This is a genomic window from Paenibacillus doosanensis, from assembly GCF_025060755.1.
GTDB classification, from domain to species: domain Bacteria; phylum Bacillota; class Bacilli; order Paenibacillales; family NBRC-103111; genus Paenibacillus_S; species Paenibacillus_S doosanensis.
Map to the genome: position 1 here is coordinate 20,594 of NZ_JANYUY010000070.1, position 16,666 is coordinate 37,259.

A 16,666-nucleotide genomic window follows, 5' to 3' on the forward strand; every position below is an offset into this window, starting at 1 on the left:
TTTATGTCCCGGGAACGGAAGGTTGCTTGGCAGGTAAGGCTGGTCCAGTTGGCCATTCTCATTGCTTTTTTCTCTTTATGGGAAGTGGCCGGACGAAAGCAGTGGATCGACGCGCTGCTATTCAGCTTCCCCAGCCGGATCGGGGAACTGCTTTATACGAAGCTGCTGGACGGTTCGCTGCTGATTCATCTGGGCGTGACGCTGTGGGAGACGATCGCCGGATTCGTGCTCGGTACGCTGCTCGGCACGGCCGTTGCCGCGCTGATCTGGTGGTCGCCCTTTTTATCCCGGGTGCTCGATCCGTACATCGTCGTGATGAACAGCCTGCCGAAGGTGGCGCTCGGACCGCTGTTTATCGTAGCGCTCGGGCCCGGGGTTTTATCGATTATAGCAACTACGCTGTCTCTGACCGTTATTATTACGATTTTAACGGTATATATGAGCTTTCGAGAGGTAGATCCGAACTATACGAAGGTCATTCGCATATTCGGCGGCTCCAAGGGAAAAGTATTTCAGAACGTCATACTGCCCGCCTCGTACCCGACGATCGTCTCCACGTTGAAGGTGAACGTCGGACTGTCTTGGGTCGGCGTGATCGTCGGCGAATTTCTCGTCTCCAAGGAAGGCCTGGGCTACTTGATCATATACGGTTTTCAAGTATTTAACTTTACGCTGGTGATCGGCAGCGTCATTCTGATTGCCATTGCGGCGACCTTAATGTATCAGGCCGTCGCCTATCTGGAAGGCAAGCTGATAGGAAGCAAGCGGAAGTAGAAGAAGGCGGACGGCGGGAGACGGGAGGCTATAGAGCAAGATCATGAACCCGTCCCGCCGCCGGATACGGCTGTAATAGAGCATGCTGCGTAGAGCTGACAGGACTATCGCGTAGTGAACAAAGAGCGGAGTGGCCTTTTGAATCTGGAAAAGCGTCAGCGCTCGCCTTTGGAAGATCAAATGAGTACCGCAGCGGACGTTTTCACCACGCTTTCAGCGGCTGCAGAAAGGGGTCGTTTATGGGAATCCGCATTATAAAAACGGCCGTCGCCGTCTGGGCGTCGATTACGGCGGCTCAGCTGCTCGGCGTTCATTCGCCGTTGTCCGCAGGTCTGCTTGCCATCCTGGGCATCGACGTCACGAAGAAGAGAGGACTTAAAACGTCGTTTCAACGCATCGCGGCTTCCTTGCTCGGTCTTGCTTTGTCGGCGCTGCTGTTTGGCCTCATCGGCTTCGATATATGGGTGATCAGCTTATGTATTCTGATTCTGTATCCGGCGCTGTCGCGGCTGCAGCTGAAGGACGGCGTGGTGACCGGCTCTGTCGTCATGTTCCACGTATTTACCGCGCAAAGCATATCGACGCAGCTGCTGCTCAACGAGGTGGCGCTGCTGCTCATCGGCCTCGGCACGGCTACGTTAATCAACATTATTTATATGCCGCGGGAGGACAAGCAGCTGACGGAGCTGAAAAATAAGCTGGAGTCCTGTTTTTCGCAGATTTTCGTGCAGATCGCCCGTCATTTGAAAGACGATAGCTATATTTGGGACGGCAGCGAGCTGCTTGAGGCACAAAGCTTGATCCGGCAAGGGCTGCAGGCAGCTCAGCGGCTGAAGGAAAATGTGCTGCTCCAGGAGCAGAACGCCTGGTTCGCCTACTTTTATATGCGCAAGCAGCAGTTCGATTCTATTGACCGGATGATGCAGCTGGTTGCGCAGGTATATCAGACGCTGCCGCACGGCGAAGGGCTCGCATCCGTGTTCGAAGGCTTGAGCGAGGATGTCAAGGAAGATTATTATACGGGACGCGCCGAACAGGCGCTGGAATCGCTTGTCGCCGGCTATAAGCGGATGCCGCTGCCGGCGAGCCGGGAGGAGTTCGAGATCCGCTCCGCGCTGCTGCAGCTCATCATGGAGCTGAGGGCGTATCTGGCCGTAGCCAAGCGGGCGAAAAAGCAAAAGAATGTGGGATACGCTGCGCAAAAATAAACCGTCCCCTGCACATAAAAGCGAAAAGCCGCGCAGGGGACATGCCTATTGCTTAATGATTGACATTGTGAAAAATGGCTTCCTTTCGTTTGTATAGAATACGGTTTACTTTCTCTGCGCTGATCATCATCAATATAATGAAAGAAAGCGCAATGAAAGGGAAGAAGGATATGCTAAACTGCCGCTTACTAGACGGGATACGATAGTTCCTCCAGCCACAATCATGGACAAGATCCCCGCGAAGCCGAATGAACCGCCCAAGTCGGGCCGAATTGCAGGCCACGCCGATCCAGGCAGAGAATCCGGAATTCCAAGGCTAATAAATGTCATATAGATAATAACCCAAAATACGGTAGCCATTGTGCAGCTCCTTCACAAGAGAGGATTATTTTGTATGCGCATGTTTTTTTGCTTCTAGCAGCATTCCGTAATCATCAGATTCAGCGCCAAATGCTGCAAGCCGGTCAAGTAATCCCGTCTCCAATTGCTCATCATCAGCATGGGCATATGTTCCCGAGGTATGTACGCCGTACTCCTGTCTGCGATCTTGGCCAACAGCGCTTCGTCCGCCTCATCATCGCAAAAAACGATGGCCCGAGGGGTAACAATCGCGGCGAATGCAGCGACTAGCCTGGCAACGGCATCTATCTGCCTGTCTTCGGTCAGTATAATCCGGCGATCGCGTTCTTCCATCTGCAGCGCCTGCAGGAAAGATTGATGATTATACGTTCATATCCTATTGTAGAACCTAAATCGGCTAAGTTCTATTTGTTTTTACAAAGAATATTTATTTGGGGACTTCCGTTTAATCAACATTCGCCTATGTCCTGCATACAATTGTAATGAATGATTGTATGGAGGAGGTTGAAAAGATGTCAATAGATAAAGATTTGCATTACAGAGAGATCTATACGAAGGCTGTCTGCGGCAAAGGTCGTAAATTTTCCCAAGTAACGAACACGGTCACTCCGCCTCATGCTCCGACGAGTATTTTGGGTGCTTGGATTATCAACAACCAATATGATGCGGTGAAGTCGGGAGATCACGTGGAAGTAGTGGGTACTTATGACATCAACATTTGGTATTCTTACGACAAAAATACCAAAACCGATGTTGCGAAAGAAACGATCTCTTACGTGGAGGCGGTCGGACTGTCTTATCTCGACAAGAAGCACAGACCGTCAACGGCTGAAGTTGCGGCGCAAGCCACACAGGAACCGAACTGCGTGGAAGCGAGCATATCTGCGAGCGGGGACAGCGTCGTCATTCGCGTGGAGCGCGAATTCAAAGTGGAAATGATCGCGGAAACCAAAATTTGGGTTGTGGTGAACCCTAACGGCGGCGATGATTTCGACGACAAACAGGTTGATTTCGACGAAGCCGATGACGGTGACTTTGAGGATCTCGATCCGGATCTCTTAGACGACGATTTGAACTGATTTCTGCTTTTAGTATATGTGGCTATAGTTCATTTCGGCAGAGGGCGTCAGCCCTCTTTTTTGTTTCGAAGCCCTTCCGCCGCCAAAATAGGCTCTGCGGAAGCCGAATCCATTGTTCTTTTCGAAGGGGGATAGCTCGTGATGCGCGTTTTTTTGCTCCATTCCAACGAACCGACCCTGCAGCTGCTGCTGGATAAAATCCGGCTGCCGCACGGAACGAGGCTGCCCGTCTCGCAGGAGCCGACCTGCATCATCCATTGGGGCTGCTTTCATGCGGAAAAATCGGGCCGAAGGTCGGTTCAGCCCGTCAAAAGCGTGCTGCGCGCGGCAAACCCCCGAAAAGCGGCGGAATGCCTGGAGCTGCACGGCATCCGCATGAATCCGGAGACCGGCGCAGAGCTGCCGCGCTGGACCTACGAGTACGTTATTCCGGTGTTCCATCTCCAAGCGCTCGCTTTGTTTCAGAAATCGCACGGGGTTTATTTCGGGACCTCGCATCCTTTGCAGAAAAAGCAGGAGGACAGCGGGTTTGTCGAGGTATTGGCGGAGACGCCTTCCTATCACGCCATCCGAGCGAAGCGGGAGGCGGTCAAGGCGATTTACGCGCTGGGACTCGATTACGGCGTCGTACGCGTGGGCGTGCGCCCGGGAGGGGAACTCACTGTGCTGGAGGTCGGCGCCGTGCCGCAGCTGGATGAGCGGCTTGCCGAGCTGTTCGCGGACGCGATGCATAAGTTGGCGCTGGAGCTTAAGGAGGAAGCGGAGCATCCTCTCCAGGAGGCGATGCTCGGAGCCGATCCGGAATTTCTGCTCCTCAACGAGCGCGGCAAGGTGATCTTCGCGTCCGACTTTCTGGAGAAGGACGGACCGGTCGGCTGCGATGCGATTGTGCTGCCGAGCTTCCGCAAAATTTATCCGCTGGCCGAGCTTCGTCCCGAGCCGAGCAGAGAGGTGCGGCAGATGATGATCAATCTGCACCGCACGATGCAGCTTGCCTCCCGCAGCATTACGGACGGCACGCTGGAATGGGTTGCGGGAGGGATGCCCGTGAAAGGGTTCCCGCTCGGCGGGCATATTCATTTCAGCGGCGTCCGGCTGAGCGCGGAGCTGCTGCGCACGCTCGACAATTATTTGGCGCTGCCGCTCGTCCTGCTGGAGGATGAGACGACTGGCGGGAGGAGGCCGAAATACGGCTTTCTCGGCGATTTCCGAAGGCAGCGGCACGGCGGGTTCGAGTATCGCGTACTGCCCAGCTGGATGACTTCCCCGACGGTGGCCAGAGGAGTGCTCGCGCTGGCTAAGCTGATTGCCGATCACCACCGTCTGCTTCCGGCAAGGCCGCTCGGCGAACCGAACATCCAGCAGGCTTACTATTCGGGCGACAAGCCGAGAATACGTCCGCTCATTCCCGGTTTGTGGAGCGATATGGTAAAGCTGCCGGGCTTTCGCAAGCATGAAGCTTATTTGACTCCGCTCAAAACGATGCTGCTGCAAATGAAAGGCTGGAACGAGCAGGAGGATATTCGCCGCAAGTGGAAAATCGGGCCTTTTCATAGAAAAGAGCCATCCTCTATGAATTCGTGATATAATAGCAGAGAATAGATAGAATGGCGAAATGCGCCCGTTTTATCGCAATAGTACGCAGGAAAGCATGGAGGAACAAGCATGGCCAAATACACTCCTATGATCGAGCAATACCTCGCCATTAAGGCGGAGGTGCAGGACGCTTTTTTATTTTTTCGCTTGGGCGATTTCTATGAAATGTTTTTTGAAGATGCGGTGAACGCCGCGCGCGAACTGGAGATTACGCTGACCGGGCGGGAGGGAGGCGCCGAGGAGCGCATTCCGATGTGCGGCATTCCGTACCATTCCGCGGATAACTATATTGCCCGGCTGATAGAAAAAGGGTATAAGGTTGCGATTTGCGAGCAGGTCGAGGACCCGTCGCAAGCCAAGGGGGTCGTCAGGCGGGAAATCGTCCGCATTGTGACGCCGGGTACGGTCATGGATGCGCGATCGCTCGGCGAGACGAGCAACAATTATATGGTTTCCGTGACGGAAGAGCAGGAAGGCTGCTTCGGCTTCGCGGCCTGCGACATCTCCACGGGCGAGCTGTTCGTAACGCGTCTTGAAGGGACGATTACGCTTGTGACCGACGAGATGAATGTGTATCATCCGTCGGAGCTGCTGGGATCGGCCGAACTGCTTCAGAAGCTGCGCGACAATAACCCGGCCGGGTGGGCCAGCTCTGTCGTTATGACCCCGCGGTCCGCGTCGACTATACATACGGCGGTTTCCTTGGAGGACTATTTCGCAGAAGCGGAGCTGGCGGCGCTGCCCGCCGAAGCGAAAGCCTGCGTGCGGCAGCTGATGACTTATTTGCAGGAGACGCAAAAGCGGTCTCTTGCTCATATCAAGCATATTCGGGTTTACGAGCAGAACCAGTATATGATTATGGACCCGTTCACACGGCGCAATCTGGAGCTTGTGGAAACGGTGCGCGACCGGTCGAAGAAAGGCTCGCTCTTGTGGCTGCTGGACAAGACGGTCACCGCGATGGGCGGCCGTCTGCTGCGCCGCTGGATCGAGAAGCCGCTGATGAGCGAAACGGCGATCCGCGAGCGTTTGGAGGCGGTGGAACGGTTGTACCATCAGCTGATCGTCCGCGATGAGCTGAAGCAGGCGCTCAAGGAGGTTTACGACCTCGAGCGCCTGGTGGCGCGCATCGCTTACGGCAACGCCAATGCGCGCGATCTCGTCGCGCTCAAGGCATCGCTTCGGCAGGTGCCTCTGCTGAAGCAGATCGGCGAAGCGTCGGGCTCCGGGACGCTGGCGAAGCTTACGGCACGGATCGACCCGTGCCAGGACGTGATGGCGTGGATCGACACCGCCATCCAGGACGAGCCGCCCGTCTCGATTCGCGACGGCGGCATGATCAAGGCGGGCTATCACGCCTATCTCGATCAGCTGCGCGAAGCCAGCACGAACGGCAAGCAGTGGATTGCCGAGCTGGAGAAGCAGGAGCGCGAGCGGACCGGCGTGAAGTCGCTGAAGATCGGCTACAACAAAGTATTCGGCTATTACATTGAAGTGACCAAAGCGAATCTTCCTTCGCTGGAGGAAGGCCGTTACGAACGGAAGCAGACGCTGGCCAACGCCGAGCGGTTCGTTACGCCGGAGCTGAAGGAGAAGGAAGGACTGATCCTCGAAGCCCAGGAGAAGATGGTCGATCTGGAATACGAGCTGTTCATGCAGCTCAGGGAGAAGCTGTCCGCCCATATATCCAGGCTGCAGCAGCTGGCCGAGCTGATTGCCACGATGGACGTGTACCAGTCGCTGGCCGCCGTCAGCACGGCTAACCGGTATACGAAGCCGGCGATAGGGGACGATTTCGAGCTGCGGGTGGACGAAGGCCGCCATCCCGTCGTCGAAGCCGTCATGCAGGACGGCTTCTTCATCGCGAATCATACGCGGCTGAGCAGAGAAGACGGCAGCATGATGCTGATCACAGGCCCGAACATGGCCGGGAAAAGCACGTATATGCGCCAGGTGGCGATCATCTGCCTGATGGCTCAGATCGGCTGCTTCGTTCCGGCGCAGTCCGCCAAGGTTCCGATTCTGGACCGGATCTTCACCCGGATCGGCGCTGCCGACGACTTGATCGGCGGCCAAAGCACGTTCATGGTCGAGATGATGGACATCCAGGTCATGACGGAGAAGGCGACCGCCCGAAGCCTGGTCATTATCGACGAGCTGGGGCGCGGCACCTCGACCGGCGAAGGAATGGCGATCGCCCAGGCGGTCATCGAATTTTTGCATGACAAGATCGGCTGTAAGACGCTCGTCTCGACCCATTTTCACGAGCTGGCGCATTTGGAAGAAACGCTCGCCGGGCTGCGCAATTATTGCATGGCGGTCAAGGAGAGCGGCCGTCAGGTTACGTTTCTGCGCAAGCTGATTCCGGGCGCGGCGAGCACGAGCTACGGTATCTATTGCGCGCAGATCGCCGGTTTGCCGGGCGGGATTATCGACCGCTCGTACGAGCTGCTGCACGCGTTCGAAGCGCGCGCCGAGCTGCTTCAAGGCGAGAGCGAGGCGGCGGCCGGCATAGGGGCGCCGCCTTCGGACAAGCCTTCCGCTTTGCAGGAGGCGCAGATGCCGAACCGGACCGAGCTGCCGCTTGCGGCGGATGCAGCGATGCCGGATGCCGGAGCTGCAGCGGCGGAGCTTATGGCTATGACGGCGGAGCCGGAGACGGCGGCACCCGCGCCATTCGCTGCCGCGGCCGTTAAGGACCCGCAGCAGCAGCCGGAGCAGGTGAAGGAGAGCGGCTACGTTCAGCTCAGCCTGTTCCAGGAAACCGCGGCCGCGCCGGAGCGCACGAAGAAAAAATCCGATCCGAAGCTGGAGCAGCTGGCCGAACAGCTGAAATCGGCCGATTTGATGAATATGACGCCGATGATGGCGATGAACTTTTTATTCGACTTGAAAAAGCAATTATCTTAACGTTGTTAAAAGCGAAAGGATGAATCTCTTATGAAACCGAACGGCTACCGTACTTTAGGTCGGCGCACCGCTACCGCATTATTATCTCTCACGCTGTTATTCCCGGCCGCTTCCTCCGTCTTTGCCGCCGAACAAACGGATGCCGATTCGTCCCGAATCAAAGAAGTACTGAATTTGCTGGAGAAAAATCACGTCAGCGCTCCGAACAGGACCAATCTGTCGGATATCGCCATCGAATCGATGGTCGAATCGTTGAACGATCCGTACACGGTCTATTTTACGGCCGACCAATTGAAGCAGTTCAACAACGCATTGGAAAATAATTATGTCGGAATCGGCATTAAAGTCCGGTCCGAAGATAATAACGCTTATGTCACCGAAGTGTTCGACGGTCCGGCGAAAACGGCCGGAATGCTTCCCGGCGACCGGATCGCCGCTGTCGACGGAGTGTCGACGGAAGGGAAGAAGCTCGATGAAGTTACCGATAAAATCATGGGTCCCGAAGGCTCCAAGGTTTCGATAACGGTTGAGCGCAATCAGCAGAATATCGACCTCGACATGACCAGACAAACGATTCAGGTGCCCGTCGTGACCCACAAAATGTTCGATCAGGGCGTAGGCTATATCCGGGTCAGCGGATTTTCCAGCGAAGCCGACGAGCAGACGGCGGCACAGCTAGGCGAATTGAAACAGCAGGGGCTGACCAGTCTCGTCCTCGACCTGCGCGATAATCCGGGCGGGCTTGTGGATACGGCGCAAAATATGGCCAAGCTGTTCGTCAAGGAAGGCATCCTGATCCATACGAAAGACAAGAACAATGTGGACGAGCCGGTGAAGTTTTCGGGCGGCACGACGCAGCCTTTCCCTCTATACATTCTCGTCAACGAAAACAGCGCCAGCGCATCCGAGGTGTTGACCGGAGCGCTTCAAGATTACAACGTCGTATCGAAGGTGATCGGCCGCAACACGTTCGGCAAAGGAAGCGTGCAAACGTTGTTCCCGCTCTCAAACGGCGGCGCGCTGAAAGTGACGATAGAAGAGTACTTGACGCCTAAGCTGCGCAAGGTCAATAAAGTCGGTCTGAAGCCCGACATCGATGTCGACGGCGAGGTGCCGCAGCTGGTTACGGCGCTGCAGCAGGCCGGCGTGAATACAATCAGCGTCGAGCTTAACAGACGCGGCGTATCGATCAATCAGATTCCCGTAGAGGATTTGTTCGACGTCGTTCGCAACGACGGGCAGCTGTACGTTCCGTCCCGGGTGCTGAGCTCTTTGCTTGCGGGTACCGTCCAATGGAATGCGGCCGCTCAATCCGTAGATATTACGGCTAACGGAGAGACTCATACGTTCGCTGCATCCGACGGCAGCCTGCTGCTCCAAAACGGATCGAGTTATTTGAACGCCGAACGCTTCAAACAATATTTCCCGCAGCTCGACTACACCGATAGCGGCGATAAGGTAGATTTGAACGCGACGAAAAGCAGCGGGGAGTAACGAGACTTAGCTTTTTGAATCAGCTTCCAAGTCTAGGCCCCATTTTGCGGGTTATTTAAGGAGTAATGGCTATATGGGCAAAATTAAAATTTTGGACGAGCATATCGCTAACCAGATCGCAGCGGGGGAAGTGGTCGAACGGCCGTCTTCCGTCGTTAAGGAATTGGTAGAAAATGCCATTGATGCGGGCAGTACCCGGATCGATGTGACCATCGAAGAAGGCGGACTCGAACTAATCCGCGTCAGCGATAACGGCTCCGGGATGGAGAAGGACGATTGCGAGGTCGCTTTTTTCCGTCATGCCACAAGCAAAATCGCCAGCAGCCAAGACCTCTTCGCGATTCGCACGCTCGGATTTCGGGGCGAGGCTTTGCCCAGTATCGCCGCCGTATCCAAAGTAACCTGCGTAACATCGACGGAGGAGAACGGTCTCGGGCACCGGCTCGTCATCGAGGGCGGGACGATTAAAACGCTGGAGGAGACGGCGGCCTCACGCGGAAGCGATATTCAAATCCGGGAGCTGTTCTATAATACGCCGGCCCGTTTGAAATATATGAAGACGGTGCAAACCGAGCTCGGCCATGTATCGGATTTCATCTATCGTCTCAGTCTGGCCCATCCGGAAATCGCCTTTACGCTGAAGCATAACGGCAGCCAACTGATCCAGACGCTGGGCAACGGGGATATGCTGCAGGTGATCGCAGCGATCTACGGCACAGCCGTCGCCAAAAATATGCTGCGCATCGAAGGCGAGCATCTGGACTACACGATCCGCGGTTATATAGGCAAGCCGGAGACGACGCGAGCGAACCGGAACGGCATTTCGACGATCATCAACGGCCGGTATATCCGCAACTATACGCTTATCCACGCATTGCTGCAGGGCTATCATACGCTGCTTCCGATCAACCGCTATCCGATTGCGGCGTTTCACATCGAGACCGATCCGACGCTCGTCGACGTCAACGTTCACCCGGCCAAGCTGGAGGTGCGCTTCAGCAAGGAGCAGGAGCTGATTCAATTCGTCGAGCGGGAGGTGAAGCAGCTGTTGAATCAGCAGGTGCTGATTCCGTCCGCGGCGTCGGCGGTCAAACCGAAGAAAGAAGCGGTGGTGCAGGAGCAAATGGAGCTGTACAGGCCTTCGGCTGCGCCTGCAGCGCCGCCCTCCGCGCCCGGGACGGAGCCGAATGCCTCCGGCTGGAAGCTGAGAGAGAGCTTGAGTTCGTCTCCGGCTTCGCCGGACGCGGGTGCCGTCCAAGAGTGGAGCAGGCCGCATTCTCCCCGCGACAGAGAAGAGGCTTCAGGCCGATTCGGCGGCTCTGCCGCGGAACGGGAGTCTTACGGAGGCGGAGCGGCCGGCCGCGCCGATAGCGGCTCTGCAGCAGGGAGAGGCTACCCGGAAGCCCCGGCCGAACGGGGCGCTTACGGACGCGGCGAGCCCGGCGAAACTTCGCGGATAAGCCCGGCCCCGGCTGGCTCGGTGAGAAATGCGGCTGCGGGAAGACAAGAGTCTGCGCCGTCGGATTATCGGCAGCGGGAGCAGAACGCGCGGGAGCAAGCCGCGTCCAGCGCCGCTCTGCTGAAGGCTATGACCGGCGGCGAGCAGGAGACTCCCGCGCTGCCTGAGTTTCCGAAGCTGTTTCCGATCGGGCAAATGCACGGAACGTATATCGTGGCGCAAAATGAAGAAGGGTTGTTTTTGATCGATCAGCATGCGGCGCATGAGCGGATCAATTACGAATATTATTACGAGAAGTTCGGCAAGCCTGCGGAGGCGAGCCAGGAGCTGCTGATGCCGATTACACTGGAATTTACCCCTTCCGAGGCCGAGCGGCTCAAAGAAAAGGTTCAGATGCTTGAACAGGCGGGAGTATATATGGAGCCGTTCGGCGGCAATGCTTATTTGGTGAGGGCATACCCGCACTGGTTTCCCGCCGGGGACGAACGCGCTCTTGTGGAGGAAATGACGGAGTGGCTTCTCTCCGAACGCAAAACCATCGATCTCGGCAAGCTTCGCGAGAAGGCCGCCATTATGTGTTCCTGCAAAGCGTCGATCAAAGCGAATCAAAGTCTCAGCACGCTGGAAATCGAAGGGCTTCTCGACAGGCTGGCCGCCTGCAGGAATCCTTATACATGCCCTCACGGCCGTCCGATCGTCATCAGCTTCTCCACCTATGAGCTGGAAAAAATGTTTAAGCGGGTGATGTAATGCTGATTACGACTTCTTATGATCCGCAGCGGGAGCAGCTGGAGCTTGCCGATCGCCTGGCGGCGCAAATCAAGGAGCTTAAGGGGGGGCAAGGAAACGTGCGCCGGGTCCGGCGGGCGCGAATATCGCTGGCTCAGCTCTGTTTGACCTACGACGATCCGGATATCCTGCTTGTAACCAGAGAGCGAATAGAGTATTATCATGAACAGCAGCCTGCTTTGTTTTTTCATCCGAGCACGGCCGCCATTCGCGTCAAGCGACTGCTGAACGGGGAGTCGGATACGCTGCTGGAAATGGCCGGCGTCCGCCCCGGAGACCGGATTTTGGACTGCACCGCCGGGCTTGGCTCGGATGCGGTTACGCTGTCCTTCGCTGCGGGGCAATCCGGGCAGGTGACCGCTTTGGAGAGCAGTCCGCTGCCGTTTTTGCTGCTTCAACAAGGACTCGGCGAGTACGTATCCGATATACCGGGCATGACGGACGCCATGAGACGCATCCGCGTGCTGCACGAGGAGCATCTTGATTTTTTAAGACGCCAGGATGCGAAATCGTTTGACGTCGTTTATTTTGACCCGATGTTCCGCAAGCCGATTCACGAATCCAACTCGATCCGTTCGATACGGCAGCTGGCGGACGCGCGGGCGCTCACGGAGGAAGCGGTCCATGAGGCCCGGCGGGCGGCGCGCAGAGCCGTTGTGATGAAGGAGCATCGGGACAGCGGGGAATTTGCCCGGCTGGGCTTTGCGGAGTTACACCGCTCAACATCGAAAATTGCGTACGGAGTGATACGATTGTGACACAGGCTTTGAATAAGCCCGGGCTGCTCGTGCTTGTCGGACCGACCGCGGTAGGCAAGACGAAGCTCAGCCTAAGGCTGGCGGCGGAATACGGGGCGGAGATTATCTCCGGCGATTCCATGCAGGTGTACCGGGGAATGGATATCGGCACGGCCAAGGCTACTTCGCAGGAGCGGGAACTGGTCCCGCACCATCTGATCGATATTCACGAACCGGATCACCCGTTTTCCGCAGCCGAGTTTCAGGAAAAAGCGCGGGAGAAGATCGCCGGCATTCACGCGCGGGGGAAGCTTCCTTTTATCGTCGGCGGCACCGGACTCTATGTGGAATCCGTCTGCTATGATTATCAGTTCAGCGAGAGCGGGTCGGATGAGGAGTTTCGCGAGGCGCAGCGGCTGTACGCCGAAGCGCACGGCAACGAGGCGCTCCTGGAGAGGCTTCGGGAGGTGGACCCGGAATCGGCGCTGCGGCTTCATGCCAACGATCAGCGGCGCATTATCCGCGCCCTGGAAATTTTTCATCTGACCGGAGAACGGCTTTCCGAGCAGCTGAAGGTACAGAAAAAACAATCGCCTTACGAACTGTGTATCATCGGGTTGACAATGGACAGAGCTTTACTATATAAACGTATTGAAGAGCGAATTGATCTGATGATGGAACAGGGACTCGTAGACGAGGTCCGCAAGCTGCAAGAGCATGGCTACGGACGGCAGCACATCTCGATGCAGGGGCTCGGTTACAAGGAGATTCTCGCGTATTTGGAAGGCGGAGTATCGCTGGAGGAAGCGGTGGTTCTGCTGAAGCGGGATACGCGCCACTTTGCCAAGCGCCAGCTTTCGTGGTTTCGCCACATGAAAGATATCGAGTGGGTGGACGTCACCAATATGGAAAATTTTTCTGCCCACTTGGAACAGATTCATGCTATAATAGCAGATAAGCTAAAAATCGAACGTCAATTTATTTGAGGGGGCCCATGATGAACAAATCGATTAACATTCAGGACACATTTTTGAACCAGCTGCGCAAGGAAAACATCCCGGTAACCGTCTATCTGACCAATGGGTTTCAAATCCGCGGAGTCATCCGTGCGTTCGATAATTTCACGATTATCATCGATAGCGAAGGCCGTCAGCAAATGGTATACAAGCATGCGATTTCGACCTTTAAGCCGCAGCGTTCCGTTTCGCTTATGCAAGACAACAGCGAAGGCTAAACCGAGTCATGGATGGCGGGACGAAGAGGAAGTGCAACATTTTCGCTCAACATACCGTCTAATTTCATAACGTCCATAAGAGCAACCCGATCCCTTAGGGTTGTTCTTTTCGTTAGCGCGCGAGCAAGGGATATTTCCTAATGTCAATCGATCGATGCCGAACCGGTCGCCCGGAGGAGATCGGACAGCGTTAGAGAAGCGACCCGGATGGCGCGCTTGAAACCGGCATCCGTTTGTAACGTAAGTTTGTAGAAGACCGGTGGGGAAATTGGTTTTCGCAGCCGGCGAGAATCTACCGGACTTAAGAGAGTAAGAGGTGACAGAGAGAATGCCTACTGAAAAAAAATCGCCTTCCAAAAGCACAGGAAAACCGAAAGCAAAGACGAAGACCAAGAAGAAAAAAAGCAAATTCAGCGCAGGCAAAGCGTTCATGTTTACGTTCATCGCAGCGGTCCTGGCCTTGATATGCGCATTAGGCGTCTATATTTTCATCATTATTAACGGCGAAAAGCTGCTCAAGGAAAACATCAACAAGCTGGATATGGACGAAGCTTCGCATATTTACGACAATTCCGGCAGCGAAGTGGCGACCCTGATGAAGGAGAACCGGGAAATCGTCAAGCCGGAGGAAATTCCGCAAAAGCTGAAGGAAGCTTTCATCGCGACGGAGGACCGGCGATTCGGCCAGCACTCGGGAATCGACTTTCTCGGGATCGGGCGCGCGCTGGTGAAGGACGTCGTCGCCCGCAGCGCCGTCGAAGGCGGCAGCACGATTACGCAGCAGCTCGCCAAAAACGTCTTTTTGACGGCGGATAAGACGTTCTTCCGCAAAGCGACCGAAATGTCGATCGCGGTGGCGTTGGAGAACAATTATTCCAAAGATGAAATTTTGACGATGTATATGAACCGGATCTTTTTCGGCAACCGTTCCTTCGGGATCAAGGTGGCCGCCAAAAAATATTTTAACGTATCCGATCTAAGCAAGCTGAAGCTGTGGCAGATGGCCACGCTCGCAGCGATACCGAAGGCGCCGAGCACGTATAACCCGATCTCGAACCCGGAGAAATCCAAGGAGCGCCGCAGCGTCGTTCTAAGGCTGATGCAGGATCAGGGATATATTACCGAAGCGGAACGCCTTGAGGCGGAAGCCGTAGAATATACGCCGCCCGAGGTGCCGAAGACAAGCTCTAACGATTACTTGACTTATCTCGATTATGTTCTTGAAGAAGCGAACGACATGTACGGCTTGTCCGAAGACGATGTGCTGACGAACGGCTACAAAATTTATACGACGATGGACGCCACCGCGCAAAAAGTGATGGAGCAGACGTTTGCGAACGACAAGTTTTTCCAAAAGGACGGTCCCGAGCAAAAGATGCAGGGCGCCATGGCGATTGTTAACAATGAAGACGGCGGTCTGATCGGGATTATCGGCGGACGGGATTATGTGGCCCGCGGCTTAGACCGGGCGACGATTCCGCAGCAGCCCGGCTCCTCGATCAAGCCTATCGTAGTGTACGCTCCGGCTATCGAGAGCGGCAAATATACGCCTTACAGTATGCTGCAGGATAAGCAAGTATCCTATAGCGGATACTCGCCGCGAAATTATGACGGCGTATACCAAGGGCAGGTGACCATGTTCGATGCCGTCAAGCGTTCGATTAATGCGCCGGCGATTTGGCTGCTGAATGAAATTACGGTCAAAAAAGGAATGGATTTCGCGATTAATATGGGCATTCCGCTCGATCCGGTCAAGGACCGGAACTTGGCGATCGCGCTCGGGGGGCTGACCAATGGGGCGACTCCGCTGCAAATGGCGACGGCCTATGCCGCTTTTGCCAACAACGGGTATTTGAACAAAGCCCATGCGATTACGAAGATTTTGGACGACAAAGGGCAGGAATTATATGCGTTCAAGCAGGAACGCAAATCGGTCATGAGTCCGAAGACGGCTTATTATATGACACAGCTGATGGAAGCGGTCGTCGGACCTGGAGGTACGGGCGCGGCCGCGAGCTTCGAACGCCCTGTAGCGGGCAAGACGGGCTCGACGCAGAACGTCATCAAGGGCTTGGAAAAATACAACCGCGACCTGTGGTTTACCGGCTATACGCCGGAGTGGAGCGCGGCCGTATGGATCGGCTTCGACAAAGCGGACGCCAAGCATTACGTTACGATGAGCAGCGGAGCGCCGGCTGTCATCTTCAAAGAAGTGATGCAGAAAGCGCTGGCCAACAAACCGATGACGCAGTTCACCAAGCCGGATAATGTGCCTGAACTCGGCGCTCCGCCGAAGACGGCCGCCGATTTGAAGGCGGAGTACGTCAAGGACACCCGTTCGGTGCTGCTGAACTGGTCGAGCGCGGGCGACAATATTTCCTATCAAATTTTCCGCAAGGAAGATAAGGATAAGGATTTTCCGTCCGAACCGATGCTGACGACTTCGGTAACCGAGGTCAGGGATATTACGGTGAAGCCGGGAACGACGTATCAGTATGTCGTCGTTCCGCTGAATACGGAGAGCGGAACGGCCGGCGCGCAGTCGAACGCGGCAAGCGTCACGGTGCCGGCGGACAGCGGCGCGGACGGTGTCGCGCCCGGCCAGCCAGGTCAGAACGGCCAGAACGGTCAGAACGGTCAGAACGGTCAGGGGGGCCAACAGGGCCAAAATGGGCAGAACCCAGGCGGCCAGCAAGGCGGTCAAGGCCAGAATGGCCAGCAGGGCTCCGGAGGCGGCACGAATGGTCAGCCGGGCCAAGGCCAAGGCGGCAAGCAGGGACAGACGGGGGGCGCCGGCAGCAGCGGCAACGGCGGCGCCGGCGCGCCGGGCCAAGGCAGTACGGGCGGTCAGCAGGGCCAAGGCCAAGGCAGCCCGAACGGCTCTCAGCCGGGCGGTCAGCAAAGCAAGCCCGGCGGCAGCAACAACGGCGGTGCCGCAGGCAGCGGCACCGGAAGCACGGGTGCCGGCAGCGGCGCCGGCACGACGGACCCTGGTACCGCGCCGGGCGGCGGTACCGGAGGCGGCA

General features: G+C 56.2%; 12 protein-coding genes and 1 pseudogene. 11 read left to right on the forward strand and 2 right to left on the reverse strand.

Annotated elements, in window-relative coordinates:
• Window positions 1-3: 3 nt before the first annotated feature.
• The gene (locus N0M98_RS30400) at window positions 4-774 is read left to right on the forward strand and encodes an ABC transporter permease (protein WP_249866173.1); all 771 of its coding nucleotides are present in this window, start codon (window positions 4-6) and stop codon (window positions 772-774) included.
• A gap of 239 nt (window positions 775-1,013) precedes the next feature.
• Window positions 1,014-1,982, forward strand: a complete 969-nt coding sequence (locus N0M98_RS30405; protein WP_249863903.1) for an aromatic acid exporter family protein — start codon at window positions 1,014-1,016, stop codon at window positions 1,980-1,982.
• Window positions 1,983-2,156: 174 nt separating this feature from the next.
• On the opposite strand, the pseudogene N0M98_RS30410 reads toward N0M98_RS30405, so the two are convergent.
• Both N0M98_RS30410 and N0M98_RS30415 read right to left on the reverse strand, forming a co-directional pair.
• Window positions 2,157-2,342 (reverse strand): annotated as a pseudogene (locus tag N0M98_RS30410) (MFS transporter); the annotation flags it as partial.
• Between the two features lie 54 nt (window positions 2,343-2,396).
• Window positions 2,397-2,675, reverse strand: a complete 279-nt coding sequence (locus N0M98_RS30415; RefSeq protein ID WP_249863902.1) for a hypothetical protein — start codon at window positions 2,673-2,675, stop codon at window positions 2,397-2,399.
• Window positions 2,676-2,854: 179 nt separating this feature from the next.
• On the opposite strand from N0M98_RS30415, the gene N0M98_RS30420 reads away from it, so the two are divergent.
• From N0M98_RS30420 to N0M98_RS30460, 9 genes are all read left to right on the forward strand, one after another.
• Window positions 2,855-3,421: an outer spore coat protein CotE gene (locus N0M98_RS30420; protein WP_249863901.1), complete on the forward strand. Its 567-nt coding sequence runs from the start codon at window positions 2,855-2,857 to the stop codon at window positions 3,419-3,421.
• Window positions 3,422-3,562: 141 nt separating this feature from the next.
• Window positions 3,563-5,005: a putative amidoligase domain-containing protein gene (locus N0M98_RS30425; protein ID WP_259620127.1), complete on the forward strand. Its 1,443-nt coding sequence runs from the start codon at window positions 3,563-3,565 to the stop codon at window positions 5,003-5,005.
• A gap of 81 nt (window positions 5,006-5,086) precedes the next feature.
• Entirely contained in the window at window positions 5,087-7,927 is a 2,841-nt protein-coding gene (mutS, locus tag N0M98_RS30430; RefSeq protein WP_259620123.1) for a DNA mismatch repair protein MutS, read from the forward strand.
• A gap of 30 nt (window positions 7,928-7,957) precedes the next feature.
• Window positions 7,958-9,421, forward strand: coding sequence for a S41 family peptidase (locus N0M98_RS30435; RefSeq protein WP_249863899.1), 1,464 nt, complete (start codon window positions 7,958-7,960; stop codon window positions 9,419-9,421).
• A 73-nt stretch (window positions 9,422-9,494) separates the two neighbouring features.
• Window positions 9,495-11,630, forward strand: a complete 2,136-nt coding sequence (mutL, locus tag N0M98_RS30440; RefSeq protein WP_259620124.1) for a DNA mismatch repair endonuclease MutL — start codon at window positions 9,495-9,497, stop codon at window positions 11,628-11,630.
• The gene (locus N0M98_RS30445) at window positions 11,630-12,427 is read left to right on the forward strand and encodes a class I SAM-dependent methyltransferase (protein ID WP_259620125.1); all 798 of its coding nucleotides are present in this window, start codon (window positions 11,630-11,632) and stop codon (window positions 12,425-12,427) included. Before mutL ends, N0M98_RS30445 begins: the two co-directional genes overlap by 1 nt.
• Window positions 12,421-13,392, forward strand: coding sequence for a tRNA (adenosine(37)-N6)-dimethylallyltransferase MiaA (gene miaA, locus N0M98_RS30450; RefSeq protein WP_259620128.1), 972 nt, complete (start codon window positions 12,421-12,423; stop codon window positions 13,390-13,392). The genes N0M98_RS30445 and miaA overlap by 7 nt, the downstream gene beginning before the upstream one ends.
• 11 nt (window positions 13,393-13,403) lie before the next feature.
• Window positions 13,404-13,640, forward strand: coding sequence for an RNA chaperone Hfq (gene hfq / locus N0M98_RS30455; protein WP_259620129.1), 237 nt, complete (start codon window positions 13,404-13,406; stop codon window positions 13,638-13,640).
• A gap of 328 nt (window positions 13,641-13,968) precedes the next feature.
• The coding region (locus N0M98_RS30460) for a transglycosylase domain-containing protein (protein ID WP_259620126.1) at window positions 13,969-16,666 on the forward strand (2,698 nt) is incomplete at its 3' end.

Excerpts from the sequence above, each read along its gene's own strand:
- mutL (WP_259620124.1), top strand. The coding sequence starts at position 9,495 with ATGGGCAAAATTAAAATTTTGGACGAGCATATCGCTAACCAGATCGCA.
- hfq (WP_259620129.1), top strand. The coding sequence starts at position 13,404 with ATGAACAAATCGATTAACATTCAGGACACATTTTTGAACCAGCTGCGC.
- N0M98_RS30415 (WP_249863902.1), bottom strand. The coding sequence starts at position 2,675 with ATGGAAGAACGCGATCGCCGGATTATACTGACCGAAGACAGGCAGATA.
- N0M98_RS30420 (WP_249863901.1), top strand. The coding sequence starts at position 2,855 with ATGTCAATAGATAAAGATTTGCATTACAGAGAGATCTATACGAAGGCT.
- N0M98_RS30425 (WP_259620127.1), top strand. The coding sequence starts at position 3,563 with ATGCGCGTTTTTTTGCTCCATTCCAACGAACCGACCCTGCAGCTGCTG.
- mutS (WP_259620123.1), top strand. The coding sequence starts at position 5,087 with ATGGCCAAATACACTCCTATGATCGAGCAATACCTCGCCATTAAGGCG.
- N0M98_RS30405 (WP_249863903.1), top strand. The coding sequence starts at position 1,014 with ATGGGAATCCGCATTATAAAAACGGCCGTCGCCGTCTGGGCGTCGATT.
- N0M98_RS30400 (WP_249866173.1), top strand. The coding sequence starts at position 4 with ATGTCCCGGGAACGGAAGGTTGCTTGGCAGGTAAGGCTGGTCCAGTTG.
- N0M98_RS30445 (WP_259620125.1), top strand. The coding sequence starts at position 11,630 with ATGCTGATTACGACTTCTTATGATCCGCAGCGGGAGCAGCTGGAGCTT.
- N0M98_RS30435 (WP_249863899.1), top strand. The coding sequence starts at position 7,958 with ATGAAACCGAACGGCTACCGTACTTTAGGTCGGCGCACCGCTACCGCA.